The organism is Ureibacillus galli (assembly GCF_014836845.1).
In the GTDB taxonomy this organism is placed as follows: Bacteria; Bacillota; Bacilli; order Bacillales_A; family Planococcaceae; genus Ureibacillus; species Ureibacillus galli.
The window spans coordinates 1-21589 of record NZ_JACSQA010000026.1 but is presented as its reverse complement, the minus strand read 5'-3'; the positions used below and the strand labels follow the sequence as shown (position 1 = coordinate 21589).

Genomic DNA, 21589 nt, shown 5'->3' with positions numbered 1-21589 from the left:
GAAAGGAGATTAACATGTGGCAACTACGTTCAATTCTTAGTCCTTTAGAAGGTATGACGGTTGATATTACGACAGAATACTCTACAGTTTCTGGAATATTAATTGAAGTAAAAGCGGACTATATTGTGCTCAGAACAACTGCTGATTTAGTCTATATCCCGTTAGCAAGTATTAAAAGTGTAGCTTATTAAAATAGGAGGTGTTAAAGTTGTTTGATTTCTATTTATTTAGTCAGCTTCGCAAACTAATCAATGAGGAAATAAGAGTTGCAACTGGCGAAGAATTGTTTACTGGCATACTCGTATCAGTCGATAACGCCATCCTAAGGTTACGTGAATCAACTGACGACTATGAAAGAGAAGAAAGAAATGTAGTAATACTTTTATCTGAAGTAAGCTTTATCCAAGTAGATGCTTCGTAAGTTCAAAAAAATCTTGGCTATAGTTTTATCGATCCATAGAAGTTGATGATTTAAAAAGTATATATGAAATAAATACCCCGTAAAAGTAAGAAATCACTCTACTTTTACGGGGTGTTTTTTGGATTCATTATAAAATTTTATATAATACCTTGCATACGTAAAATAATCTCTGCTACGATTGCCGACCCTAAGAATGTACCTAATAGGACAAACATCCCGACAATGACTGTTTTCCATCCGAGTTTCGCAAAATCCGTCCAGGAACGACCGATTGATATCCCTGCATAGGCTAAAATCGGTGTCGCAATAGCAAGTAGATTTACTTTGCCTGTCCACTCAACGATTTTTTCAGATCCAGGTACTGCTGGCATTGATAGTATAAATGCTAATATCCCAATATAAGCAATACTCGGTATCCCTTTGTATGGAATTACTCGATGAATGATTAAACCAAGAAAACTTATTGAAGCTAATGCGAGTATTCCAGGAAGTGCCTCAAGGGGCATGACATCATAACCAATCCAATTTCCGATGATGACCATAAAAGATACGATCACAAATAATAGAACCCATTCTTGAATATTTTTTAGCATCGATTATTTCACCACCTTTGTTTTGGATTCTTCTTTTACTTCCTCTGTTATTACGATAGTTGATTCCATTTCTATTTCTGGTTCGCTGTAATTTTTTCGTTTTGTTAATACTTTATATAACTTTTCTGTTAATGGTAATCCTATGAAAATACTTGCATACAAGCCCGTAACAGAAGTTAATAAGTTACTAGCTCCCGAAAAGGCGGTAATCGTATCAGCCATATCAGGAAACGCAGCCACTAAAGGACCTAATGAAGCAGCAGCCATACTGCCACTCCCGACCCCTGTAGCCATCGCGAAGGAATAAGGGTGAAGAGGTGTCGCTGTCGCTAGGAATCCAGATATTAACCCTAAAAAGATGGAGCCAAATACCGTACCGAAAATATACATCGACATGACGCCACGACCTTCTGGAGAAGACAGTCCAAATTTATCAGTAATTAAAGCTAAATTCGGTTCCCGTCCGATGGAGTGGGTCATACCAATACTTTCCCGCTTCAACCCTAATAAAATGGCAACAGGAAGGGCGATTAAAATCGTTCCTAAATTTCCAATCTCTTGGAGAATAAGAGCGGGACCGGCTTCAATCAGTTGAGGTAAAGCTGGACCTGCTTGTACACCAAACTTTGCAATTAATAACGTTAATGTAATATATACTAATGTTTCAGCTTTTTCCGACTGCTTTTTCGTTACAAGGGGTGTGAAATAAACCGCAATCCCAATAATTACGGCATATAACATCGGCAGTAATAAGATAATGCCCACCCCAACCGAAATACTATGCTGACCAATTAACTCTGTCACACAAACGATTGCTAATACTAAAACATGTAATTTCCAATCTTTCCATAAACCTGCTGCATTTCCCTCCATACACTTGCCTCCTTTTCCTGTCTATTCGTAGTTACTTCACTTGAACTTCTTTAGCGTGTACTTTCATATATTCGAGCGTCGCTAATCCAAGCGTTTTCGCTGCGATTAATAATGCCCGCTCATCAATATCAAATTTCGGGTGATGGTGAGGATAGGACACTTCCCATTCAGGATTGCGTGCACCTGTAAAGAAGAACGTTCCTTTTACATGTTGTAAATAGTACGCGTAATCTTCACCGCCCATCACGGGTTCGGTTTCTTTTACAGCCGTCACACTAGGTACTTTCTTTGCTAATTCTGCTACGAATTCTGTTTCTTCCTTATGGTTAATGAGTGTTGGATAGCCACGGGTATAGGTGAAATCATAACTTGCATTCGCACTTTCACATACGCCTTTTACGACTCTTTCCATCTCTTGTTCGATTAATGCACGAGTTTCCTCTTTAAAAGTTCGAACTGTTCCCAACATCTCTGCTTGATCAGCAATCACGTTGTATGGATTTTCTGCTACAAAGGATGTAACGGATATCACTGCAGAATCTAACGGATTAATTTTCCGACTAACAATTTGGTTTAAACTATTAATAAGTTGACTTCCTACCGCAATACTATCAATCGTTTGGTGTGGGTATGCACCGTGTCCCCCGCGCCCTTGAATGCGAATATTAAACATATCCGGTGCTGCTTGAAGGGCACCCGTGCGATAACCAATTTCCCCTAATGGCATTTGAGCTTGTAAATGGGTACCAAAAATGACATCAACCCCATCTAAACAACCATCTTCTATCATAGAAATAGCACCGCCAGGAGGTAATTCTTCCGCATGTTGATGAATAAAGACTACCGTTCCTTGTAGTTCTGCCTTCATTTTATTTAATACTTTTGCTAAACCGAGTAAAGTGGCTGTATGACCATCATGACCACACGCATGCATGACTCCTTCATTTTTGGATTTAAAAGGTAAATCCGTTTGTTCAAAGATTGGCAGTGCATCAAAATCGGCACGTAAAGCAACTGTCGGTCCTGGTTGATCACCTTTTAAATACGCAACCACTCCGTTTCCACCAACGCCCCTTTTCGTTTCATGTCCTAACATTTCATGAAATTCGGCAATATATTTAGCCGTATTTACTTCTTTAAATGAAAGTTCCGGATTGGCATGTAAGTACCTCCGTATTTCCACAGTCTCCTCATAAACTTCTTCTAAACGATCAAATAATGTTTGCATTCTATTAACCTCCTTTTATTTATTTCATATGTTAAGTTTATAAAATAGATTCTTAATTTTTACACAATTTCAGTTAGCACTTCATAAATAGCCGATGAATCTAAGTTTCCTTTTCCTTTATTCTTTCCTAAATGAAATAGTCGGTGGGTACTTTCACTGACAAAAGTAGCCATTTGGTTGTCTTCTGCTAGATTTCGATATAAATGAATATCTTTTGTCATGTTGGCCAAGGAAAATTTCACATTGTCAAAAGTGTGATCCAGAATATTTACACCGAAAACATCCATCGCTCGGGTTTGTCCACTACCTTTTTGCAAAATGGAGGCAAGCTTTTCTTTCGGAACACCTGCCTTTCACTCGTTAAAAAGGCTTCACTTAATAATGAAATGACACCGGCGACAACCATGTTGTGGCATAGCTTGACGATTTGCCCTGCACCACTTTCACCTAAATATTCAATATGTTTCCCTATCGCTTGTAGAACCGGGAGAATTTCATCCAGTCGCTCTTCATTCCCACCAACCATGACAGTGAGCGTTCCATTATTCGCACCATCTGGTCCACCACTTAACGGGCAATCGTAAAATTCAACGCCTTTTTCTTGAGACTTTTGATGAATTTGTCTCGTGATATTGACATCATTGGTACTCATGTCCAAAATGAAAGCACCTTGCTTCATTCTGGATAGAATTCCAGTCTCCTCATTTAAAACAATTTCTTTCACTAGATTCGGCGATGTTAACGATAAAATGACATAATCAACTTGACCCGCTAATTCTTCAAGTGCGGAAGCTGGGGTTGCCCCTTCGTTTACTAGCTTTTTCACTGCCTCTTCATTAATATCGTAGACCATGACATTGTAATGATGTTTGATTAAATTTTTCGCCATGCCACTCCCCATTAAACCACAGCCAATTACTCCAACCGTTGTCATCCAAAGCCCTCCTATGCCTTCATGTAAACCGTTTTATATTCAGTCCAAAATTCTAACGCTGTTGAGCCTTGTTCCCGCGGTCCTAAACTCGACGCTTTCTTCCCACCGAAAGGATATTGATTTTCAAAATAGTTGGAAGGAATATTCACATGGGTCACACCTGTCTCGATATGTTTAACAAAGTGCATTGCCTTTGCTAAATCTTTCGTATAAATAGTTGAAGACAATCCAAACTCACTATCATTGGCTACTTCCAATGCTTCTGCATAGGAATCTACTTCAATAACAGCAATAACCGGCGCAAAAATCTCTTCCTTAAAAATTCGCATTTCTCGATTGACATTACTGAACACGGTTGGTGCTATAAAGTACCCTCTATCCAACTCATTATCCGTTAGTCTTTTCCCACCACATTCAAGAACTGCTCCATCTTGAATAGCGTCGTTCACATGTTCTAAATACAAGTTCAATTGATTTTCATCGATGATTGGACCATTATCAGCATTTTCATCAAAGCCATCACCAATGGTTAGAGCGTTTGCTGCCTCAACTAATCGAGCAATAACCTCTTTTGAAATACTTCTTGGAACGATTAATCTGCTTGTACCGGTACAACGTTGTCCATTATCAAAAAAACCACTAATGACGACATTTTGAATCGTTTCATCTAAATTGGCATCTTCTAGTATGATCGACGCATTCTTTCCACCCATCTCCGCTTGCATTTTTCCTCCCCGGTTCGTTACAGCTCGTCCTAGAGCCAAGCCTACTTCTGTTGAACCAGTAAAGGACACCGCTTTAATTTTTGCGTGATTTCCAATAGCTCGTCCAATGACGCCACCAGGCCCTGTGACCATATTGATAACCCCTCTAGGGACACCCGCTTTTTCAAATAACTCGATAATTTTTATACTAATTAAAGAAGTATTACTTGCTGGCTTAAACACAACGGTATTTCCTGCAACAATTGCCGGTGCAATTTTCCAAATCCCGATACCGAGGGGGAAATTATAAGGCGCAATTACCCCGACAACCCCTAAAGGTTCTCTCACAGTGTATCCGAAAATATCTGGGTCATTGGAGGGAATTGTTTCTCCTGTTAAACGGGTTGCTTCCCCGCTAAATTGTTTCATTGCTTCGATAGTTTTTTGTACTTCACCAAGGGAGTTTTTGTATGTTTTCCCTACTTCTTTTGTAATGATTGTAGCGAGTTCTTCCTTTTGTTCTTCCAATAAGTTAATGAGCTTAAATAATACTTCTCCCCGTTCAGGCACTGCAATTTTTGACCATATTTTAAAAGCTTTCTCTGCAACGTCGATTGCGATGTCGACATCTCTTTGATCGGATTTTTGAAAATAGCCAAGTATATGATCTGCATTGGCAGGATTAATACTTGGATAGACTTCACCTGATATTGCTTGAACCCATTCACCATTAATATAATTAAAATACGTTTCGGTCATTCTAGTGCACCTCTCATCTCTGTATTTTGAATAATTTTAATATTCAAAATTATAAAAATGAATGTGGCAAGTCACAAAAATAAACATTACTTTTTGTGACTCGCCACATATAGTTGAACAGCGATAACGAGATCAACCCACTCTTTTTCATCATTCAAATCGATTTGTAGGATGTCTTCTATTTTTCTTAACCGGTAATATAACGTATTCCCATGAATATGTAACGCTTTAGCTGTCTCTTTATGGTTTTTATTTTGATTGATAAAACAAAGTAACGTGTCGACTAGAAGGAAGTCGGTTTTTAATAACTTGCCAATCTTATCTTGAATGAAAATTTCAATCCTTTGGGGTTCTAAATCATGGAACAACCGCTCCATACCGAGTTTGGCATATTCCACAATATGGGATTGTTTCGTCGTCTTTGCGTAATTAATAGACTGGATCGCTTCATGATAAGAAATGGCTATTTGTTGAATACTCGTTTTCCGCCCAATTCCAATGAGCACTTGTTTTTCTTTGCCCACAATCATCTCGATCTCGTTAATAATTTGACTTAGTTGATCGCCTTTCAAATCAGGTAAAACGACAATCAATTGAAATGCATTCGCCACGATAAAGCTATTCGTACAAATGCTTTTTAACATATTTTCGAAAGAAAGGACTAACCATTGTTTATCGGTTAATTTATTGCGATCCCATAACGGATTTGCTGAACCTTCAATAATGATACATTGGATATCACTTACTTCATTCCACTGTAAATAGGTTAAGATTCGTTTTAAATCAGAGTTGGTGAGATCATGTAATAGTTGATTAAAAATTTCCTGTCTAAAATGAAATTCTTGTTCCAGTAATGCACTATTCTTCGTTAATTCCAGGGCGATGGCAGAACAGGCATGTTCAATAATTAATTGCTCAAATTCAGAAAATGTTTCGAAGGGCCTTTCTAGTTCTAATACGCCGAGTATTTCATGACTTCGTACAATCGGATAATAATTGCTGTCCTCATGATAAAGATTCGTCTCACGATGAACGACTTTCGAGCCAATTAAAGTTTCTAATAACAAAAGGATCTGTCCAATGCCTTACCCATCAATAATGAATTGATAAAACTGTTTATGAATGGAAATCGTATTCGATAACATCTCATTTTTTTGCAATAAATTTTGATAAACCCGAGAATGTTCAAGGGCGATGGCACTTTGATCCGCAATAATTTGAATGACTTCTAAATCGGCATCGGAAAAAATCCCATCCTGGTTAAAGTTATCCACAATCAAAACACCAAGACAGGAATCTTGATAAAGAATCGGACACCTACTCTATTATGTTAATGGTGGTTATTATAAATAATAGTTTAGCATTTAAATTCATAATATTGTGTAATTAAAAAAACACTAGGTAGATTTTTACCTAGTGTCTGCTAACTTATTTCTTAATTGTTTAAATGCACTTGATTGTTCTTTAATACTACGTTCTGCTGCGAAACGTTCGATACTTATATTGGGCATCTTGGGGATGATTCCTTTATTTTTCGTTTTGGTTATCCTACTCTACTCAAATTAACCAAAATCAATTTATGTCCAATTACTCGAATGGTCATTATATAACAGAAAAATAAAAATCCCCTACATTTCCAGATATGTAGGGTTCTATTTCATACAAAATTATAATGATTCACTATTTTTATATCTTGCTAGAATACTATTTGTTACTGATTTTCTTCGATTTTTCGCGTCAATTCTTTTTAACTGTTCATTGTAGTGATTGATTTCACTCAAGGATTTTGCTTTACGAGCTTTCCGAATAATATTTTTGATACTCTTTACATCAGAGGGCTTTAAATTATCCATCCACCTCATCTCCCTTCCATATCCTATCAATTAATTCTTCTAGCTCTATAAGATATGCGTGAAATTCCTCATTCGTGTGTGTGGGATTATCGTTTTTAAATTGATCAACATGATATTCGACCCATGTTTGAATAAAGTCTTCCCAACTATCTAAAATTTCATTATTAGGTATTTCCCCAAACGTTAATAGCACTTGACCATTATCAATGACTTCATCCACTCTTGCCTTAAAAATCTCATTTTCTTCCGTACCACTCATTAAAGCAATGCCTTTTAAATAAGTAATTCCACTCAACCCTGCGACAAGCGCAATAACTAAAACCTCCGTCACTGAACCATCGCTATTCAAAATATTGACTGCTCCAACACCCGCAATACCGCCTAATAAACAAGCAGTGACAACCGCTACAATCCAATTAAAAATTTCTAAGGAACCATGAAACAACGTTATTTTTACGTCTGTTTGCCCTTTTAATAACATAATGAGTGAGGTCGAAAAACTACCGATAATGCCCACAAAAAATGGTAGAGCAATCTGATGTTTAATATCCATATCTCCAAATAAGTACATAAACTTATCCTTTATTTTAAGTTCATTGAAGAACCAACTGATAATCCAATTATATATAGTACAAATTAAATAAACCATTATTAATACAATGGCAAAATAAAGTAGAATTTTTATTAATTGAACTAATGCTTTTTCAATTTCTTTGAAATTCATCACTGGATCACCTTCATTTCCGCGAAAGCCCCTCACATTAATTTATAACAAATTTATCCAGTATATGAATCCTTTCCTTTGTTAACTACAATTAACTGCAAACAGGTGAAACATTACAATAAAAAAATGCCAAACCCCTAATAATTAAGGTTTTTAACTTTCATTAAAATTCATGCATGGAGACTGCGGGAATATCTTATGGGGGGATTAGTTATCTGTTTTATATTTTCCAAATTTGATATAATTATCCATAATCAATTTTGTGGAGGACATTCATGTCAAAGTTAAAAGTCGATATCGATAGAGTTAATGATTTGACCCCTAGCTTTTCACAAGTTACGACGAAAGTATCGAATACAACAGATAAAGTTGCATCCATCCGATCTCAAATCGATTACCGTATTAAAGCACGACACGGAATCGGGGATCAATTGTACAAAATATCCAATGAATTACAAACGATTGAAAAGAATATGCAAAAGTTAGTATCTTTCCTTCAAAATTCGATGGATAAGTATGCAGAGGCTGAACAGAAAATTGCTAGGCAAGTTCCTATGTTACTTAATGTGATTGGGAAAAATAACAAAAGTATTGATGAAAATGATAGTATGAAAATAAACGACGCCCAATCGGATACAAGTGAATCAGATGATTCTAATCCATTTATTGAAACGTGGAATAGCTTTAAAGAGATTGGGAAGGATTTTTTCGACGGACTTGAAGAACGTGGTGAAAAGGCGTTGGATTCCCCTTATGATTTCTTTAATTATCTCTCAATAGGAGCGTTAGACGGTCTGAATTCAGGGTTAAAAAGTCGAAATGAAAAGAAGTTCGACTCTACATATGATTTCTTCAATTATTTGACCCTTGGTTTCACTGATACAGCAAAAGAAGCTATTTTACCAGAAGATCCATTTTCAAAAGAACATTGGTTAAATAGTTTAGGAGTGGTTACAACAGTTGCTGGTTTAAAAGGTGCTACTCCGAAAACGGGAAGCCTTAAAAATGGTAATGATATAAAAGTTTTAACAAACAAGACTTCAGGGAGTGTCCAAGCAGGAATCGAGGATCTTTCCATTGATAAATATCTAAATCAAATAAAAAATAATATTCAAGAGCTAACAAATGTTGCAGGGAATGGACTCAACATGATGCCCGCAACTGGTGTTGCAACTGGTGCAGGAGTTACAATGATGAAGGGGCTAGATAATTTTCAAGGCCTTTCTAAAACTGCCGTTAAAACAGAAAATACTACAAAGCCTGTTGATAAAATTGATGAGGGAAACATTAAGGGTATAGGTGCTAATAAAATAGCTAGTGAACCTAATCCAGTTTCAAAATATGATGATTTTTACAGTTATGATTATAATTCTTTAAATAATCCTGGCCCTTTGGCAAAATTTAGAGGGCAACCGAATAAGAATTTTTATGGTGGTAGATATAATATAGAGGTTTTAACTAAACCTAAAATATTTTATAGAGCAGGTGATATTAATAGTCCTTTAGGTCAGTGGTTTACTGAAAAACCCCCTAGTTCAATTGCAGAAGTAAGGATAGATACAGCAGTTAAAGAACAGTGGATTGATAAAAATGGTGTATTAACCGGAACATCTCGGTTAAATACAGTATTTAAAATTGAAATTCCTGCTGGAACCACAATTTACAAAGGTCCAGTCGGAAGCCAAGGTGGTATTTACCAGGGGGGATTGGATATTATTCAAATATACATTAAAGAACCTTGGAACATTGAAGAAGGTGTTAAAGTGATAGGTTCTTGGCCATTAAAATAATTTGGAGTTGATATTATGGATAATAAAATAAATAATATTGAGAGCACTGTAATTGATTTACTATCTATATTAAAAAGGTATAATAACGGACAGATTTCCTATCAAATAGCTCTACTTGAAGATATATTGAATATTATTAAATCCAATTCTGATAATGAGTTAAAAGAAAACAGGATAAATTCTTTAGTTGAAGACCTTTATCCTATCAGAGGTGGATTAACTGATTTCTATATCTGGAAAGAAGATACCAAAGAAAGAATTATGATTAACAAACCTATTAGCGAACTAAACGATAAATTATGGAATTTATTAAAAAATTGATATCGTAAATATTTACTTTTCTTATGTCAAAGGATGTTGCTGCCCAATACAATTGATCGCGAATAGGACAACAATTTGATTTAATGGGCCAGCGTGTTGGTAATTTCAAAAATCCAAGACCATTACCATGAAGAAGTGAATAAATTGTCTATAAAGTTTATTCGAAATGAAAACGAGCTTGTCGTAGAAAAAAATAAAATAGTTTTTGACCACAATATACGCTATGTAATAGATATAAATAACATATTAATTGTATTACTTGAGATACCTAATAATATTAGCTATCTAAATAATGTATTTGGAATTAATAAAGATGGAGAAATAAAGTTGCCATTCAGAGTGTTAGTGATGTTTTCCCTTAAAAAAACCAGTTGCCATTTGAAAACCTAATGGTGAATGGTAATGATGTTTTTGTGTCTGATTTTTACGGAAGAAGGTTCTTATTAGACCCTACTAACGGAGAGATACTTTCAAGTGATGTTGTAAGATAATATCAAGTTTATTTTTTCATCGTTGGATACAAAAACCTCCCTGGGGCGATAAAATAAGTTCCAAAGTAACTAATCTTGCGAACTATTTTGTAACAACTGATGGGAAAACATTTTTTGAAGTGATACGAACAGCGATGGATGTGGCAGAAGAAGATAAATGTGATTTGAATATTCATAAACTATAAACCATGGGCTACCCCATGGTTTTTTTACGATATGGAGTGCCGAATACATCACTCTTAATTCAGATATTTTCGTATTAAGGAAAAGGTCTGTCATTCTTGCTAACGCACGTTTGGAGAGTATGTTTAATAAGATAAGAGATTCATACATTGATAAAGGAATTTATCAATCCGATGAACAAGTATGGGAAAATATAATACAAAAATCAATGCAAAAAGATGATGTAATCAATACACTATTAGGATTAAAGTATTAGGAGGGATCAACTTATGATAGTAATGAATAATTACTCTAAAACAGGGACGTATATTATATTAGAGCATAGCGGATATTCAATTGTTGAAAAAAATAAAGTACAGTTGATTAGACAAGGCGTCGGAGGATTTAGTGAAGATGGACAGGTAGTTGGTATTTATGTTATAGATAACACACTATTTTTTTTCTACAATGGAAAATCATTTGAAACATCTATAGAGGATCTAATTTGTATAAATAGTTATGTTTCAAAGTTGAAAAGATGTTTTAGTGTAACAATAGGAGGACAAAATATCTGTAATATAGTTTATGAGCCTTTTATTGATCCAGGAATGATTTATTATGATGCAGACCCTGAAGAGTTTGATGTATTACTATATTTAAGTGAATTATTGAAGGATGGGGATTCTATTAAGAGATTTATGAACGGGATGGAAATGATTAAAAAGCAGAATAAAGGCTAGTGTTTTAGAAAAAGAAATAAGTGTTTGAAAGTAAGTAATTCATGATGGGTGTACTATCATGGAGTACTGTGTACATAGAAAAGGGACGGATAAAGTTCAAACTGGGGGCAGGGAACTTTCAATTGATGAATATCTAAAGCAACTTGATAAAGCAGAAGAGATGTATGAATCCTTTAGAAAATCCAAAACGGATGTCCAGTCAATAGCTCAGAATACTGGATTGACCGAACAGAGGGTACAAAGAATCAAGTAGCATCTATTTATCAAAGAGCACATAAAAGAACATGGAATTGGACGCTTTGAATCAGATTATCAAATTGCACAAGCTTGGGATAGGCCTCAAGAAGGTACTTATAACAAGAATGATATTGATTTATTTAACCATGAACTTTTTGAATCGGAATTTGAAGGAATATTCAAAACGGATTACAGGACCGCACATGATAAAACAGTTGAATCTGGGCGTCCTTGGTATCCACCAGAGGAGGAGTAAAATTGGCTTCGTATGTTTTATTATTAAAGGAATATGAAGATGATGAAACTGTAGTTTACAAATTTGGACCAAATGAAGAGATTATGGGGAAAATTGAGTTAAATAAAAATAAAATAACCAGGAGGTTTTCAGAGTTAGAAAGTTTACCAGATCAAAATATTCCCTCTAAGTTTTATTTTGATCGAGCTGCTCAAAGATTGGCAGTTTGCCTTGTTAGAGAAGGTGGTATATTTCCAGAAAAAACAGCTTTTGAATCATAGTAGCTACGAATAAAACCTTGATGGGTAAGAGTGATGTGACCTAAAAGTTAGACACGGTTATATCATTTAGTCAGCTTGGGTATCATGAGTTCGGTATTGCACCGGACTCATTTTTAATTTTGCCTTTATGCGTTTAGTGTTGTCTTATTATATAGTTTTAGAGAACCTATCATGTAAGCTAGATTATTAGCAATCCATGACTTATTTCTTTTAAACAAGGCTAAATATACCTTTATACTTAAATAAGTTGTACCTAACCAAAATACGATTAAAAGACCTATGAGGAGTAAATTAATTAAACCTCCCAAAAATTCTATTCGAGGAATGACATTTTCCACCTTACCCCAGAAAATTGACAAAGAAATAAAAAACACTAGCAAACCAAGGCATTTAATTAAAAAGGTATTTTTTTTTGAGAAAATACCACATCTTTCCATCCATCGCCTTTTTCCGTGTTATGGGGTTCCATCGTTCTTCATAATATCTACCGAAATCGTTACCCCAGATAACCAATTACCTAGTAACAAATAAATAATGGTAAATGGTAGAAGAGTTATAACCGTCTCAAAAAAGAATTGGGTTACCACTTTGATTTTGTTTTTCATTTTCCACTCCAGATTATATTTTGTAAAAGAGAGTAACTAACTAGGGTACTCTCTATTTAGCTTAACTATGTTCGATAAGGTAATTGTTAAAAACAATTCTCTTATGATTGACAATATCGTCTAGCAATAAAGCATCTGTTAAATAATGATGATGGTTTGAACAGTACTGCAAAGCAATTAATGTCTCTCTTGCATACTTATTATGCACATTACCAGCATCGAAAATTTCCTCTAACTTTCTTCTAGCTGCCTCTTCAAGGTTATAATGAGGAACGTTTTTCACTCCCCTAATTTTCTTTTCTTGACTATGGATCTTGCGAATCGTTCTTGCTGAGTATTCACTCTTTAGAAGCTTGTCCAATACATCTTTAAACATTTAATCTCACCTCTTTCATAATTTTCACCCCAAAACCAAACCTCCATTATTCACCTCGAAGTTCTATAAAATAACCTAATTGAGGTTTAACTCAATATATCACGTTTGAAATAAATCCGCAACAAGGGTAACCTCAATTATAATTAAAAAAACTCTACAAATACATATAATTGTGGTATTATCCTTATTGACAGAAAGTTAATATTGCAAGGAGGATTTAATTTGAAAGGTGAAACTAGACAAGAAAAATTTAGAAGGATAGCAACAAAACGCATGTCTCGAATTTTTAGCAATATGAACTTAATTGCAAATCTATCTAACAAGAAAAATTATATGTATTGTCAACAAGAGGTTGATGAACTTTTTCAAGCATATCATGATAAAGGGAAAGAGATTCGAGCATACTTTGAATCACAATCAACTTCACAACCCCTTAAAGAGCCATGTTTTAAATTTGCAGAGAACATGGAAAGAGATACATCGAAGGAAACTAAAGAAGAGAAGTTTAAAAGGGTAGCAGAAAATCGAATCAACAAAGTGTTTTCTGACATGAATTTAATTGCAAATCTATCCAATAGAAAACATTACACGTATAGTGTTCAAGAAGTTGAAGAACTTTTTCAAGCATATCATGATAAGGGAAAAGAGGTTCGAGCGTATTTTGAGCCATTAAAAGAAGAGTTTACTTTTTCAAATTAAAAACCCCTCCAAGTACTTTGTAAAATTAAAGATAAGTGAATGTATGTTTTTATTATAAGAACAGCAACTTACCTTTAATGTCACACATTATATGATAATTAGTACATCACTTATATTTAGTGGTGTACTTTTTTGTTTATTAGACCTCTTAAATGACCTCATTTACTACCACAACATGGAGAAAAAAACAGTATAGCTACAACAACAATTTGTGGTACAATAAATAAGAACATATATTCTCGGAACATACATTCTAAAAAGGTGGTGTTAAAGTTGAGAGAATACACTGTCAAAGAAGTAGCTGATCTGATTGGTAAACATGAAGAAACCGTTAAGCGTTGGATACGAGCAGGGAAATTACCTAACTCATATAGAAATAGCGACAAAGAAGGCTGGAGAATACTTGAATCGGATTTACTACAGTTAAACAATGTTATCTCGATTAACAGTACAGAACAACAGGAAGATGAAATAAGTTCGAGTTCTGATGAATTGGAGTTAGTTAAATTAGCATATGAGGCTGTCACTCTTACTTCTCCTACTGATGAAATTTTATCTATTTTATCTGTTGTAGGAATTAAAAGAACCTTGGAGATTCTTTTGATTATGCAACAATCAGCATCAAAGGTAAAGAATCCTGATGGATTCATTCGTAAGGCAATTCGTGAGAATTGGAGTCCTACTTCTACTCCTATAAAGATGCCAAGGAAGCAAAGCAAAAGGGTTTATGAGTTATCACAAAATGAATATCAAGAACAGTTTAATGCAGTAGAAAACCAACAACCCAAAATCCCTTTCTATAATTGGCTTGAAGATTAACTTAATTAAAGTAGGTGTTATTCTCATGTCTAAATATTGGTATGATTATTGCCCTGATGGTGTGGAAAGTCGTTTTGAATTATTAGTTTTTAATCGACAAAATCATCCTTTTCTTCCATTAACGGAGCATTATCATGATTGTGTTGGAAGAATAAGCAAAAGTTCAGCTCTTTCGTATGTTCAATGCCTTCTTCCCTTTTTCACATGGTTAGATCAATTTAGCAACTTTCAAGGAAACCGAGTGAATTGGGATGATTCACCAGACATTATACGAATAGCGATAGAAGATTACCTTATGACTGAAATGGCTTGTAAAGTAAAAGAAAAAGAAACTTTTCGATTTGTTAATCTAACAAAAAAAAGTCCTAACACCGTTAATCGATTTCTATCGGCATTAAAGTCATTCTATAAATCCCTAATTCACTTAAAGCAATATAATTACTCAAATCCCCTCATAGATTCATATGCGATTTTAAATGACTATAAAAGTAATACCGAAGGTGTGAGGAAGGATAAACCCCGTATGCCATCAGAAGCAGGTACAGAGGATGCTACACCACATAGAAGATTAACAGATTCTTATTTCAAACTAATCAATGAAGAATGGCAACCTGAAATCATTGGCGATACTCACCTTCCCTATCAGGTTTACCAAGCAGGAAAAAAAGTAAATTGGTCATTAAGAGAAGTTGTGATTGCTCGTATGCTTTTTGAAACAGGAGCAAGAGCATCTGAAGTGATTGAACTAACGATTGGAGATTATCGTTCCCGTAAATCCTTTCAGGAAGCAAGTACATTCAACAAAGGTAGTCATGGGAAAAGGGTAAAGTTCCTTCGATTTAGCAAAGATACGGTCAAGTTACTCATGCGATATATCAATTCAGAACGAAAGCGATTTGCTGATTTACAACAGACCTTTGATACTTTGCCTGATGAAGCACCGATATTCCTTACGGAACTCGGCACTCCATTTAGTTATGAGTCATGGTATTACCATTGGAATAAGGCGATGAAAGAATGTGAGATTAAACTAAATCCACATAAAACAAGACATTGGTTCGTTACTTCAAGTTTGCGTGAAATCTATAATACTTCTAACACAGAAGCAGAGATCAAACAAAAGAAGAATGAACTTATTAAATATATCAAATGGAAAGATGAAAAAACCATCGAGGTATATGAACATTACTTTGACGAAGAAAGTCATCGGAAAGCCCATGATGGAATGTTTGAGAGTATGGCTGAAAAAGAAAAAGAATACATGGAACATAAAAAAAACAAACATAAAAAGAAAACAAACTTAACAGTCATAGAAAATAGCTTTGATGATATAGATGATGACATACAAGAATTATTAGATGGATTGGAGTGATTATACTGACCGTATTAACAGATAAGCCAAAATCCCCATTTTATGAGCAATTATTAGGTAAAGTGGATGAGCAACTTCTTCATTTGCAAGATGCAAGAGGTATATACCTTTTAGATAAAATTAATGAAAGGAATATGAATTACTATATTCGTAATGTAGTAGATAAGCCTTGGAATAATCATTTATTACTTTCTGTATTAGTTTATACTGATAAAAAGGCAGATGTCAGATCAATATCAATTCTTATAGAAAATCTCAATCCAAGATTTAATAATTTATTTGAAGTATTTCAATTGAACAACATAACAAAGTTTAATGTGGAAACACATATGTATCAGTATTTAAAAGGCTTAATTTATCAGGAACACTCGGATAATATGAGAGCGAATCTTTTACAATGGTATAGGTCAGTTTCTTATAACACAAAGAAATGGATAACATCAACATTAAATAATGAACAACAATCCTATTTTGAACAATTTTTATTTCAAATGCCAACTTATGATTCAAGAGATTTTTCATTTACTAAATCAGCTAAGGAGCAGGCTCAAAACACTCGTAAGAGTGAAACGGATGTCATTGTACCGTTACTACCTCAAATTCGAGCAGAAGGACATTTTCGTTGGAATCAACTTAACAGATTAAGACAAGCATATTTAAAGGCTTGTGAACAAGCTAAAACAACAAATTGTGAACTTCCCTTAGAGTTTCACTATAACGAACCCGAACGTGTAGGAAAACGCTTTTATTTTCGTTTATGGGACAAGCCATCGTTTGTTTTGAATCATCAAGACCAATTCCCTGCATCGTCGTTAAAATCAGCAATTAAACGTACACGCGCATATTCAGATGAAAACAATAATTACTTTGTAGAGTTCGTGAAAGCAGAACGAATAGGTGATAACGAAGAAGTAGAAGGTCTTTGGTTTATGGAGCTTTTTGAATTTGGTCTTATTGGAGATTGGTTTAAAAATATAAGTGATGATGAAATACAACAAAAACGAGAATTGTTATATTCGTGGGGATATGGTGATGATGGTTATACTCAAAACCCTCTCCCCTTCGCTTCTCGACATAAAGGAATAATCACTTCAAGTACCTTTGTTTCTCGCAATAAAGATATAGCAGAAGGGATTTTATTTGATGTAGAACCTATATACGTAGCAGTAACCTTCGGTTTATTAACTTTAGATATACTAACAACAACAGGGGCAAGGCTTAATGAACTATTACAAATTAGCTATACAAAGGAATGCTTAAAATCGGTAAAGATTGATAATAAGCTTCATTATTCATTTTACGCTATACCTAAAGGTAGAGATGAAGTTGAGTCCTTTTATATTAGTGATCAAACGATGAAGTTAATTGCCAAGGTTATAAAACTTCTTAAATCTCATTATGATAATGAAAAAATTCCAAATGTTAAATATTATTACAGTCGGAAACATTTATTCACCAATCCTAAACCTTTTATTTTCCAATATCACAACAAAGCATTTGACAATCATGCAGTCTATTCATGCCTTCGATTCTTACTTCATGGATTAAACTTTGAAACACAAGATGGTAAGGTGATTACAGTTAAAACGCACTTATTGCGTCATGCTTTCGCTACTGAAGCTGTTCAACGACAAAAGTTACCGATTGATATTGTTGCGAAAATCTTACATCAACGAGATTTAGGCGTAACTGGATATTATTCAGAACCGACACCAAGCCAAGTGGCTCAATCTGTTAGTGATTTACATGATGTTATTTCGGACTACGTTGACTTAGATGAAGCTGTTTTACGAAATCCCGAAGAACTTGAAAAAGAAATTGAAGAATACAAAGAAAAAGTTGGTGTATTCAATGATGTATTAGGTGGGGCTTGTGTCACTGATCATGTGTGTCCTATTAAGATGGAGTGTGTCGGCTGCCACGCAAAAATACCGCAACCTGAAAAAAAGCAAGAACTAAATGATTTTATTGATTGGAATAAGAAGTCGGAAGAATTTTATAATTCAATGGGGAAAAAAGTAGAAGTAAAAAAATTACGATCTGCTCGTAAAAAAGCCCGTAATGAGTTAAAAGAAATTGAACTTATAGAGAAATATAGAGAGGAAGAAAAATATGAGCCACACATTCAATTCGACAAATAATAGACCGTGGCTAAAAGAAAGTCATCAAAAACGTAGTAACCGTTCAGTTGAAATCGGGAAACAATCAATTGATTTATTACTTAAGAAAGGGGAATCTGTAACCTATACAAATGTAGGTGATATTTCAAGAGAAATTGATCCCGAGGGGAAAGGAATCCATCCGAATACCATACGGACAAATGAACAGTTGTATGAGTATTATAAACAACATAGTCTGACGTATAAGCAAAAAGAGAATAGCAAAAATTCCAAAACTCCCCTCAATAATGATATAGATATAGATTTTCGTAAAGTGAAACCAAACCGAAATGTTGAAAATGCACAAAGGAAATACATGAAGTTATCGAAAAAAGAACTGGTGCAAAGGCTAATCCTTGCGGAGCAATATATCGCAGAAAATAATACAAAGTGGGTAGCGAATCATTTTGAGATGTTTAAATAGGTGATACATTGGAAGTATCGCCTATTCTTATTCAACTAACGGAGCAGGTTAGTTCAATAAGGAAATATATAACAAAGGGTATAACTATAAGTTATACCCTTATTCCATTTTTTCAATTTTTAATATTGCGTTTTGCGATTAGAATTTATATATGCGAATTGTTGTTTAATTGATTCCAAACAATATCAAGTATTCGTTGACTGCTAGCAAACAGATACAATTTTCTAATCAACTCTTTATCCTTAAATCGTATGAACTTTAGATTATGATAATGGTGGTCTTGAATCATCAAGGAAGGTAAATATGTTATACCGTAGCCCTTCGAAACGTAATCAATAATTAAAGGATAGGGAACTGAAATTAACTTTTCAGGATGTATTCCCTTTTCTTCAATAAATGATTGGACATTTTCATATAGACGACTTTCTATTGGTGGCAAAACGTGGGGGTACTTTAAGCATTCACTAATAGTAACCGAGTTTTTTGTCGTTAAAGGATGTCCGTTAGGAACTACGATTTTAAACTCTTCTTCATATAGGAATTTTGAAAAAAGACCAGAGTGATTTGGATAGTCTTGTACAATGGCTGAATCAATTTCGCCTAATTCAATCATAGAAATGAATTCAAAACACTCCTCCCTAGTTATGGTAAGTTCAATTGGAATGCGATTTTCCCCTTCTAATTCTGGGAGATAATAGGTTGCTAAAAAAGGTGATACCCCAAAACGAATTTTTTCAATCTTACTATGTTCTTTAATCTTGTTTTTTAAAGCAAGTAATATTGGTTGAATGTCTTTGTATAACAGTTTTCCACTCTCTGTAAGTGTCATACCTTGGTGGGAACGAATAAAGTGTTTGTATCCAAGTTCTTTCTCAAAAAGTTTAATCTGTTTACTTAGAGCTGGCTGGGTTATGTAAAGATGGTTAGCAGCACGACTGAGTGAACCGTGTTCTGCCACAGCAATAAAATATTCAATAGAACTAAATCTCAAAAAATACACTTCCCTTAGAAATGAGGTTTCATCTATGGCTTATTATATCTTACTAATTATATCAATCCTACTTGAAGTTATTGGAGTTATCTTTTTAAAACAATCAAATGGATTCACTGTCTTAATACCAACTCTTCTAGCTATTTCTTTTTACTGTTCATCTATTGCTATTTATATTTTATTAACAGCAGGTCGTGAAGTAGGAATAATAAATGCTGTTTTTGCAGGTACAGGAACGGTATTAGTAACAATCTTTGGTATATTGTTTTTTGAAGAATCGGTATCTACATTGAAAATAATTGGGATTGGATTGATTATATATGGGGCAGTTTCAATAAATCTAAAAAATAAAATAGAAAAAACAAAAATAAAGGGGATTTAATAATGGGATACGTCTTTTTAGTGCTAGGAATTTTACTGGGAGTTACTGGACAGATGTGTGTTAAATTGTCAAAGGGTTTCAAAGTAAAGATACCAACTGTTAGTGCCTTTGTGTCATTTATAGCTTGCATATATTTTATTTCTTTAGCTACTAAATATATTGAAGTAGGAATTGTATTTTCTATTTGGGCTGGGCTAACAATTGTTTGTACGACATTACTAGGAATTATTTTATTTGGTGAATCGAAAAATAGGAGAAAAATCATATCAATAATCTCTATTATGGCAGGGGTAGTATTATTGGATATGATTTGACTTCTTCAACTAACGGGGGCTTTAGTTTAACAACGAGCCAAAACGTTGTTGTGGTAAATGAGGTCATTTGTTGTACAAAAAGGATAGATGAATACAGGTTTTCTTTCCTGTCATCTATCCTTTCTTTTGGCTTATTAAATGTGTGACATTATATTTAGTTATTTAATTCTAAATGAACTTAAACATTTTCTTGACTTTTAATAAAATTAATTATGGAAGGCTTATTTGCTATACACTTTTTTAGTATATCATGTACGTTTTATATTTTTTATTGAAAAATCTTGACAAACTATTAGCTGGTTTTGTTGAATATGTAGGAATGTGAAAAGCTTTTAGCTCTCTCGTCTACTTTGAATTACGCTTTTTTATTTGAAATCCCTTTTCTAAGGTATATGACAAAATAATATGAATTCAATCAAAAGAAGGGGCACCTAATGTACTCAGTAATTTAAAGCACTTCCATGAATGATAGTACTTTTTCATATCAAGTTCTCGTAAATATCGTATTGGATGACCGTTAACTGAATATCCATTAAAGAGTCTATTTCCAAAAATTATGCAAGTATGTATATTTCGAGATTTATCTAGAATACTCAAATTTTTCAGTAACTTCTTTCTTAACGCTTTATCCATAAACGCAGCTCTGCAATGATCAAGTTGTTTTGCAGCCTTGTTGATATGTTCATCACTTGCGCGCATTTCAAAATTACTTGTTGGATTTAGTGGAGTTTTACATTCGATTATAATAATATCTTGAACAGATATTACTAAAACATCAACTTCTCCTCTTTGACCACAGTATGAGAATTTTTTGTTAGAAAATACATGATATTCTTGATGCCTCTCAGAAAAAATTCGCACACACTCTTATCCAACTTAAATTGTTTTAGAATCTTCGCTATATCTTTGTTATTCATCTCTAAAATTAACTCCCTGGTTAGTAAGATTCGTGTTTTGGACAAAAAAGAGCATCCAAAGCTACAGTGAACTGAACCCTATAAAGTAGACAGTTTAATTAAAAGGGTGTTCGCCACCTATTTTAAGCGGCGATTAGATGGCTTCGGTATGCTACCGGAGTCATCTTCTTTAATGTCCATTGTTT

At 34.2% G+C, this 21589-nt stretch carries 28 protein-coding genes; 14 read left to right on the top strand and 14 right to left on the bottom strand.

All coding sequences use genetic code 11. The annotated features are described in order from the left end of the window. Positions 1–14: 14 nt before the first annotated feature. Both H9636_RS14605 and H9636_RS14600 read left to right on the top strand, forming a co-directional pair. On the top strand, positions 15–191 hold the full coding sequence (locus H9636_RS14605; protein WP_191708306.1) for a DUF2642 domain-containing protein: 177 nt from the start codon (positions 15–17) through the stop codon (positions 189–191). Positions 192–208: 17 nt separating this feature from the next. Beyond that, complete coding sequence (locus tag H9636_RS14600) at positions 209–421, top strand: hypothetical protein (protein WP_191708305.1); 213 nt, start codon at positions 209–211, stop codon at positions 419–421. A gap of 137 nt (positions 422–558) precedes the next feature. On the opposite strand, the gene H9636_RS14595 is transcribed toward H9636_RS14600, so the two are convergent. From H9636_RS14595 to H9636_RS14550, 10 genes are all read right to left on the bottom strand, one after another. Next, on the bottom strand, positions 559–1014 hold the full coding sequence (locus H9636_RS14595) for a hypothetical protein (RefSeq protein ID WP_191708304.1): 456 nt from the start codon (positions 1012–1014) through the stop codon (positions 559–561). A 3-nt stretch (positions 1015–1017) separates the two neighbouring features. Then, the gene (locus H9636_RS14590) at positions 1018–1887 is read right to left on the bottom strand and encodes a DUF3100 domain-containing protein (RefSeq protein ID WP_191708303.1); all 870 of its coding nucleotides are present in this window, start codon (positions 1885–1887) and stop codon (positions 1018–1020) included. A 31-nt stretch (positions 1888–1918) separates the two neighbouring features. Continuing rightward, positions 1919–3115, bottom strand: coding sequence for a M20 family metallopeptidase (locus tag H9636_RS14585; protein WP_191708302.1), 1197 nt, complete (start codon positions 3113–3115; stop codon positions 1919–1921). A gap of 59 nt (positions 3116–3174) precedes the next feature. Beyond that, on the bottom strand, positions 3175–3432 hold the full coding sequence (locus H9636_RS14580) for an NAD-binding protein (RefSeq protein ID WP_191708301.1): 258 nt from the start codon (positions 3430–3432) through the stop codon (positions 3175–3177). After that, a complete protein-coding gene (locus H9636_RS14575) occupies positions 3384–4049 on the bottom strand; it encodes an NAD(P)-dependent oxidoreductase (protein WP_191708300.1) in 666 nt (221 codons plus the stop codon). The genes H9636_RS14580 and H9636_RS14575 overlap by 49 nt, the downstream gene beginning before the upstream one ends. Positions 4050–4060: 11 nt before the next feature. Beyond that, the gene (locus tag H9636_RS14570; RefSeq protein WP_191708299.1) at positions 4061–5512 is read right to left on the bottom strand and encodes an aldehyde dehydrogenase family protein; all 1452 of its coding nucleotides are present in this window, start codon (positions 5510–5512) and stop codon (positions 4061–4063) included. An 86-nt stretch (positions 5513–5598) separates the two neighbouring features. Next, on the bottom strand, positions 5599–6579 hold the full coding sequence (locus H9636_RS14565) for a PucR family transcriptional regulator (protein WP_191708298.1): 981 nt from the start codon (positions 6577–6579) through the stop codon (positions 5599–5601). An 18-nt stretch (positions 6580–6597) separates the two neighbouring features. Next, positions 6598–6822, bottom strand: a complete 225-nt coding sequence (locus H9636_RS14560; protein ID WP_318241032.1) for a GAF domain-containing protein — start codon at positions 6820–6822, stop codon at positions 6598–6600. Between the two features lie 357 nt (positions 6823–7179). Further along, complete coding sequence (locus H9636_RS14555) at positions 7180–7365, bottom strand: hypothetical protein (protein WP_191708296.1); 186 nt, start codon at positions 7363–7365, stop codon at positions 7180–7182. Beyond that, positions 7358–8089, bottom strand: a complete 732-nt coding sequence (locus tag H9636_RS14550; RefSeq protein WP_191708295.1) for an MATE family efflux transporter — start codon at positions 8087–8089, stop codon at positions 7358–7360. The genes H9636_RS14555 and H9636_RS14550 overlap by 8 nt, the downstream gene beginning before the upstream one ends. Before the next feature lie 275 nt (positions 8090–8364). On the opposite strand from H9636_RS14550, the gene H9636_RS14545 reads away from it, so the two are divergent. The 5 genes from H9636_RS14545 to H9636_RS14525 all read left to right on the top strand — a co-directional run bounded on the left by H9636_RS14545 (position 8365) and on the right by H9636_RS14525 (position 12346). Continuing rightward, on the top strand, positions 8365–9879 hold the full coding sequence (locus H9636_RS14545) for a hypothetical protein (protein ID WP_191708294.1): 1515 nt from the start codon (positions 8365–8367) through the stop codon (positions 9877–9879). 15 nt (positions 9880–9894) lie between these two features. After that, positions 9895–10200: a hypothetical protein gene (locus H9636_RS14540; protein ID WP_191708293.1), complete on the top strand. Its 306-nt coding sequence runs from the start codon at positions 9895–9897 to the stop codon at positions 10198–10200. A 487-nt stretch (positions 10201–10687) separates the two neighbouring features. Continuing rightward, positions 10688–10876 (top strand): Imm70 family immunity protein, encoded by a 189-nt coding sequence (locus H9636_RS14535; protein ID WP_318241031.1) that lies wholly within the window; start codon positions 10688–10690, stop codon positions 10874–10876. A 267-nt stretch (positions 10877–11143) separates the two neighbouring features. Then, complete coding sequence (locus H9636_RS14530; RefSeq protein WP_191708292.1) at positions 11144–11593, top strand: hypothetical protein; 450 nt, start codon at positions 11144–11146, stop codon at positions 11591–11593. A gap of 495 nt (positions 11594–12088) precedes the next feature. Beyond that, positions 12089–12346 carry a hypothetical protein gene (locus H9636_RS14525; protein WP_191708291.1) on the top strand — a complete coding sequence of 86 codons (258 nt, stop codon included), beginning with the start codon at positions 12089–12091 and terminating at the stop codon, positions 12344–12346. Positions 12347–12801: 455 nt separating this feature from the next. Here the strand turns inward: H9636_RS14525 and H9636_RS14520 are convergent, their stop codons facing one another. Next, on the bottom strand, positions 12802–12951 hold the full coding sequence (locus H9636_RS14520; protein WP_191708290.1) for a hypothetical protein: 150 nt from the start codon (positions 12949–12951) through the stop codon (positions 12802–12804). A gap of 61 nt (positions 12952–13012) precedes the next feature. Next, positions 13013–13234, bottom strand: coding sequence for a hypothetical protein (locus H9636_RS14515; RefSeq protein ID WP_225230246.1), 222 nt, complete (start codon positions 13232–13234; stop codon positions 13013–13015). 315 nt (positions 13235–13549) lie between these two features. On the opposite strand from H9636_RS14515, the gene H9636_RS14510 reads away from it, so the two are divergent. The 5 genes from H9636_RS14510 (at position 13550) to H9636_RS14490 (ending at position 18800) form a co-directional block, all read left to right on the top strand. Next, on the top strand, positions 13550–14026 hold the full coding sequence (locus tag H9636_RS14510) for a hypothetical protein (RefSeq protein WP_191708288.1): 477 nt from the start codon (positions 13550–13552) through the stop codon (positions 14024–14026). A 273-nt stretch (positions 14027–14299) separates the two neighbouring features. Further along, positions 14300–14845, top strand: a complete 546-nt coding sequence (locus H9636_RS14505; RefSeq protein ID WP_191708287.1) for a helix-turn-helix domain-containing protein — start codon at positions 14300–14302, stop codon at positions 14843–14845. A gap of 25 nt (positions 14846–14870) precedes the next feature. Next, the gene (locus H9636_RS14500; RefSeq protein ID WP_191708286.1) at positions 14871–16217 is read left to right on the top strand and encodes a tyrosine-type recombinase/integrase; all 1347 of its coding nucleotides are present in this window, start codon (positions 14871–14873) and stop codon (positions 16215–16217) included. A gap of 5 nt (positions 16218–16222) precedes the next feature. Continuing rightward, entirely contained in the window at positions 16223–18358 is a 2136-nt protein-coding gene (locus H9636_RS14495; protein WP_191708334.1) for a site-specific integrase, read from the top strand. Next, positions 18330–18800 (top strand): hypothetical protein, encoded by a 471-nt coding sequence (locus tag H9636_RS14490; protein ID WP_191708285.1) that lies wholly within the window; start codon positions 18330–18332, stop codon positions 18798–18800. Before H9636_RS14495 ends, H9636_RS14490 begins: the two co-directional genes overlap by 29 nt. A gap of 145 nt (positions 18801–18945) precedes the next feature. On the opposite strand, the gene H9636_RS14485 is transcribed toward H9636_RS14490, so the two are convergent. Continuing rightward, positions 18946–19791, bottom strand: a complete 846-nt coding sequence (locus tag H9636_RS14485; RefSeq protein WP_191708284.1) for a LysR family transcriptional regulator — start codon at positions 19789–19791, stop codon at positions 18946–18948. Positions 19792–19825: 34 nt separating this feature from the next. On the opposite strand from H9636_RS14485, the gene H9636_RS14480 reads away from it, so the two are divergent. Together H9636_RS14480 and H9636_RS14475 are read left to right on the top strand one after the other, a co-directional pair. Continuing rightward, entirely contained in the window at positions 19826–20173 is a 348-nt protein-coding gene (locus H9636_RS14480) for a DMT family transporter (protein ID WP_191708283.1), read from the top strand. A 2-nt stretch (positions 20174–20175) separates the two neighbouring features. After that, positions 20176–20487 (top strand): DMT family transporter, encoded by a 312-nt coding sequence (locus tag H9636_RS14475; RefSeq protein WP_191708282.1) that lies wholly within the window; start codon positions 20176–20178, stop codon positions 20485–20487. A gap of 411 nt (positions 20488–20898) precedes the next feature. Here H9636_RS14475 and H9636_RS14470 read toward each other — a convergent pair whose 3' ends face one another. Continuing rightward, a complete protein-coding gene (locus tag H9636_RS14470; RefSeq protein ID WP_191708281.1) occupies positions 20899–21348 on the bottom strand; it encodes a nuclease-related domain-containing protein in 450 nt (149 codons plus the stop codon). Positions 21349–21589: the final 241 nt, after the last annotated feature.